The 4,275-nt window shown below is 60.9% G+C and carries 3 protein-coding genes; 2 read left to right on the forward strand and 1 reads right to left on the reverse strand.

Going from position 1 to position 4,275, the window contains the following annotated elements; translation table 11 throughout:
• Nucleotides 1-107: 107 nt before the first annotated feature.
• Nucleotides 108-1,412, reverse strand: a complete 1,305-nt coding sequence (locus tag ACH2EH_RS13840; RefSeq protein ID WP_395142612.1) for a hypothetical protein — start codon at nt 1,410-1,412, stop codon at nt 108-110.
• Here ACH2EH_RS13840 and ACH2EH_RS13845 point away from each other — a divergent pair.
• Complete coding sequence (locus ACH2EH_RS13845) at nt 1,411-2,745, forward strand: DUF1501 domain-containing protein (RefSeq protein WP_395142614.1); 1,335 nt, start codon at nt 1,411-1,413, stop codon at nt 2,743-2,745. The genes ACH2EH_RS13840 and ACH2EH_RS13845 overlap by 2 nt on opposite strands.
• On the forward strand, nt 2,742-4,275 hold a 1,534-nt coding region (locus ACH2EH_RS13850), incomplete at its 3' end, for a DUF1549 domain-containing protein (RefSeq protein ID WP_395142616.1). The genes ACH2EH_RS13845 and ACH2EH_RS13850, both read left to right, overlap by 4 nt.

The raw sequence follows: 4,275 nt of genomic DNA on the forward strand, positions 1-4,275 counted from the left end.
TTCCTGCTCATGAAGTACGTGCTTCCTCGCTTCGGGCTCACCACCTGAATGTCGGGAGCCTGCTCGGTCGAGCAGAAGAAAGACAAAACCACTCCTCCAGGCCAGGGCTAGCTCTTGGTTTGGAGGTGCTTCTCAATCTCCGCACGCAGCTCCGCCACATTCGCCAGCGAGTGCCGCCAGGAGATCAGACGCTCGCCCTTGTGAGTCACCAGCGTGTCTCGATCCAGGCTTGTCTCGATCTCTTTGATCTCCTCAAAAAACACCCAACGCTGCCCCTGAACTCGAATCTGTGTCACCGACTCCCGATCCACGATAATCCGCTCGACTTTATAGCTCCAGAGTGTCGCGGCCCAAGTCACAAGAGAGAGTCCTCCCAGAGTCAGCAGGGCACCAACCGTGCGCGTGTCCTCAAACTCCAAGTGATTCAGCCCCCACCATGTCAGCCCAGCCGATGCCAGGAAAAACAGCCCGATACCGAGCCAGAGCCCCAGACTACGGCGGTTTGCGCGGGTCTGGTAGTGAAAGATGCGCTTGCCGCCGTCGCGCTCCGTAGGCACCAAAAGCTCACGCTGCGGGATTCGTAGGCGGGCAACGGAGATATGTGGGGCGTACTGGCGCACCATCGCTCGCAGAAGTGTGTGCTCTTTCAGCAATGACGAGAACGAGGCACTCCAGTGGCAAGTTTCCAGTGTGCAGGGCAAGCGTCGGAAAATATCTTGCGGATCGTGAAGTGCGAGAACATCACTCCAAAGGGCATGGTGGAGCAGGTGGCCATCGAAGTAAGCGACACTCTGCTCATCGGCCTCAAAGTACTCCGGGCGCTTTTTGCTCTTGTACCGAAAGGCATGCCGCCCGCTGATCGTCCCCTCTTCGCCCCGCAGCAGCCATCCCGACGGCTTCGCGTGTGTCGCCTTTTGCACCACCAGCGCACGAAAGGCGGTCTGCTCGCTCCAGTAGCTCTCTGGGAGTCGCAGAGTTCGACCATCACGAAACCGAAGCCAGCTCACCGGGCCGCCATCATTGTTTCCAATGCAAAAGAAATAGTCCTCGATCTCATCCCAACGCGCCTTCTGCCAGCCGCCAAAGTGCCGCCAGCGCAGGCCCGAATCTTCTGCAATGAGGCTTGCTCGTTGCCACCAGAGAATAAAAGCCAAAGCGGGTAAGAGCGTCACGAAAGTGATCAATGCGAAAACTTCAACGGGAAAGGGATTTGTCGTCGGGGAGAACCAGAAGAAAAAGGCGGCAAGGAGCCAGTATCCGAAGATACCACCTCCCATACCCAGGACAAACTTGCTCGGGCGAAGCTGGAGCTGCTCTTTCTGGCTCTGCGCTTGCATTTCTGCCTCTATTGTATCGCTGGCGCAGGAATCGGAGAGGGCTGTCGCGTAACTTTCAGCGGGAGAAATTTTCATGCTGGATGCACTGGCGCTGACGGTCTTAGAGAACCAAAAGCTGCACCATAAACCAAAGGCCAAGCGGGTGGTGCAGCTCTTTATGTCCGGGGCGGCGAGCCAGTGCGACACGTTTGACTACAAGCCCGAGCTGATTAAAAGGCGCGGCGAGAAGTTCGATCCGGGTGGCAAGATTGAGCTGTTCCAGAGCGCCCCGGGAGTCGTGATGCCCTCGCCGTGGGACTGGAAGCGCTATGGCAAGAGTGGGCGCTGGGTAAGCGGGCTCTTTCCCCACTTAGCCAAGTGCGTGGATGACATGGCGTTTTTGTATGCCATGGTGAGCAAGTCTAATGTCCATGGCCCGGCCACTTTCATGCAGAACACCGGCTTTGTCCTGCCGGGCTTTCCCAGCATGGGCGCGTGGCTGAGCTACGGCCTCGGCTCGCTCAACGACAATCTCCCCACTTTTGTCGTGCTCCCGGACACTCGCGGCGTCCCGCCCAATGGCCCGGCGAACTGGGGCGCGGGTTTTCTCCCGGCGACGCACCAGGGAACCGTGGTTAAAGCGGGCGCGAAGACCCCGATCTATGATCTCTTCCCCCCCGAGCGCCCCTATCTCACGCCCCAGAGCGAGCACGAGAGCCGTGTGTTTTTAGAGAAATTCAATAAAACCCACCAGGCCACCAGGCCCGGTGACACACGCCTCAACGCCCGGCTCCAGTCCTACGCCCTCGCGGCCCGGCTCCAGCTCTCCGCCCCCGAGGTGCTCGATATTAGGCAAGAGTCGCCCGAGACACGCAGGCTCTACGGCGTGGACGATCCGATTACATCCGACTTGGGACGGCGCTGTCTGACGGCGCGGCGGCTTCTGGAGCGCGGGGTGCGCTTCGTGCAGATCTGGAGCGGCGCGGACAATGGCTTCCCCCGGCGCAACTGGGACTCGCACGAAGACTTAGCGAGAGATCACGGAATGCTGGGCGCGGAGCTAGATCGTCCCGCCGCCGCACTGCTCAAAGACCTCAAGGCACGCGGCCTGCTCGACGATACCCTCGTGATCTGGACGACGGAGTTTGGACGGATGCCGTGTAGCCAAGGCGGCAAGGGCCGCGACCACAACCCGGCGGCCTTCACGAGCTGGATGGCGGGTGGCGGCATTAAAGGCGGCGAGAGCTACGGCGAGAGCGATGAGTGGAGCTTCCGCGCCGCCGTGAACCCGACCTACTGCTACGACCAGCACGCCACGGTGCTGCACTTGCTGGGAATAGATCACAAGCGCCTGAGCTTCCGGCACAACGGGATTGACCGTCGCCTCACGGATGTGCATGGAAACGTGATCACGGAGATTATCGCATGACTCCCCAAGTTCTACCTCGTCCACCGGCAATCGTCAGAACCGCCTGCCTCCCCTGCCATGGCCCGGCGCAAGCATCGGCGGGAGTGCGCCTAGACAAGCCCCTCACGGCGGCGCTCGCCAAGAAAGTTCTGGCCGCCGTCGCCTACGACCGCGCGATAAAAATGCCACCCAGCGGCAAGCTCGCCCCCAATCAGCTCGCGCCGCTTCAGGCTTGGGCACATGCCACTAAGCCTGAAAAGCCTCACTGGGCATGGCAAGCACTAATCTCTCCGCAAACCTCTCCCCCTGCCCTTTCAACCTCTCCCCCTGCCCCCTCTCCCGGGCGTTCGTACCTCACTGGGAAAGGGGAGAATCCACCCTCTAACTCCCTCCTTTCCCAGCGACGCAGGAGCGCCCGCACCCAGAGGGTACCCGGGAGGGTTGGGGAGGAGAGGTTGGTCGAGCTTGGCTTTGTAGATACCTACCTCCTCGCCAAGCTTAAGAGCAAAGGCCTGAGCTTCTCCCCCGAGGCTGATAAGCGCACACTGATACGTCGCCTCAGCTTTGACCTCACGGGATTGCCACCTACGCCGGGTGAGATTGCGGCGTTTGTGAGCGATAAGCGGCTCGATGCCTATGAAAAACTCGTGGACAAGTTCCTCGCTTCCCCTGCCTACGGCGAGCGCTGGGGGCGCAAGTGGCTGGATGTGGTGCACTACGGCGATACGCACGGCTACGATAAAGACAAGCGCCGCGACAATGCCTGGCCGTACCGGGACTGGGTAATCGGGGCACTGAACGCCGATCTGCCGTATGCAAAGTTTGTGCAGCAGCAAGTGGCGGGCGATGTGCTCACGCCCGGCGATCCGGCGGGGATTATCGCGACGGGCTTTCTGGTGGCGGGGCCGTGGGATTTTGTCGGGCAGGCGGAGTTGGCTGAGGGAACGGTTGAAAAAGAGAAGACGCGCGTTTTAGACCGCGATGATATGGTCACCAACACCATGGCGACCTTTAACAGTGTCACGGTGCACTGCGCCCGCTGCCACGACCATAAGTTCGACCCGATTGCCCAGACGGACTACTACCGGCTCCAGGCGGTTTTCTCAGGGATCGAGCGCGGCGACAGAATCTACGGTGAGGGCGAGTCTACCGCACCTGGCAGCCCGAGCAATGGCTACCACAGCGCGATTGAGAAAGCCGCTGAGACAGAAAAATGGGTGCAGATAGACCTAGGTAAGCCCCAGCCGCTCGACACGCTCCGCCTGCTCCCCGCCCGCCCCACGGACTTTCCCGACACGCCCGGCTTTGGCTTCCCCGTGCGCTTCAAGATCGAAGTGGATGGTGCGGTTATAGACGACAAGACGGGTGCGGACTTCCCAAGTCCCGGCGTGACGCCCTACGAACTCAAGCTGACGGGTCGAGTCGGGCGCGTGGTGCGCATCACGGCCACAAAGCTCTGGCCGCGCACGGGGGACTTTGTCTTTGCCCTCGCCGAGGCGCAAGTGTTCTCAGGCGGGCGAAATCTCGCACGGGGCGCGACCGTCACCACCC

It is taken from the genome of Armatimonas sp., assembly GCF_043760365.1.
Classification (GTDB): Bacteria; Armatimonadota; Armatimonadia; order Armatimonadales; family Armatimonadaceae; genus Armatimonas.

Excerpts from the sequence above, each read along its gene's own strand:
- ACH2EH_RS13840 (WP_395142612.1), bottom strand. The coding sequence starts at position 1,412 with ATGAAAATTTCTCCCGCTGAAAGTTACGCGACAGCCCTCTCCGATTCC.
- ACH2EH_RS13845 (WP_395142614.1), top strand. The coding sequence starts at position 1,411 with ATGCTGGATGCACTGGCGCTGACGGTCTTAGAGAACCAAAAGCTGCAC.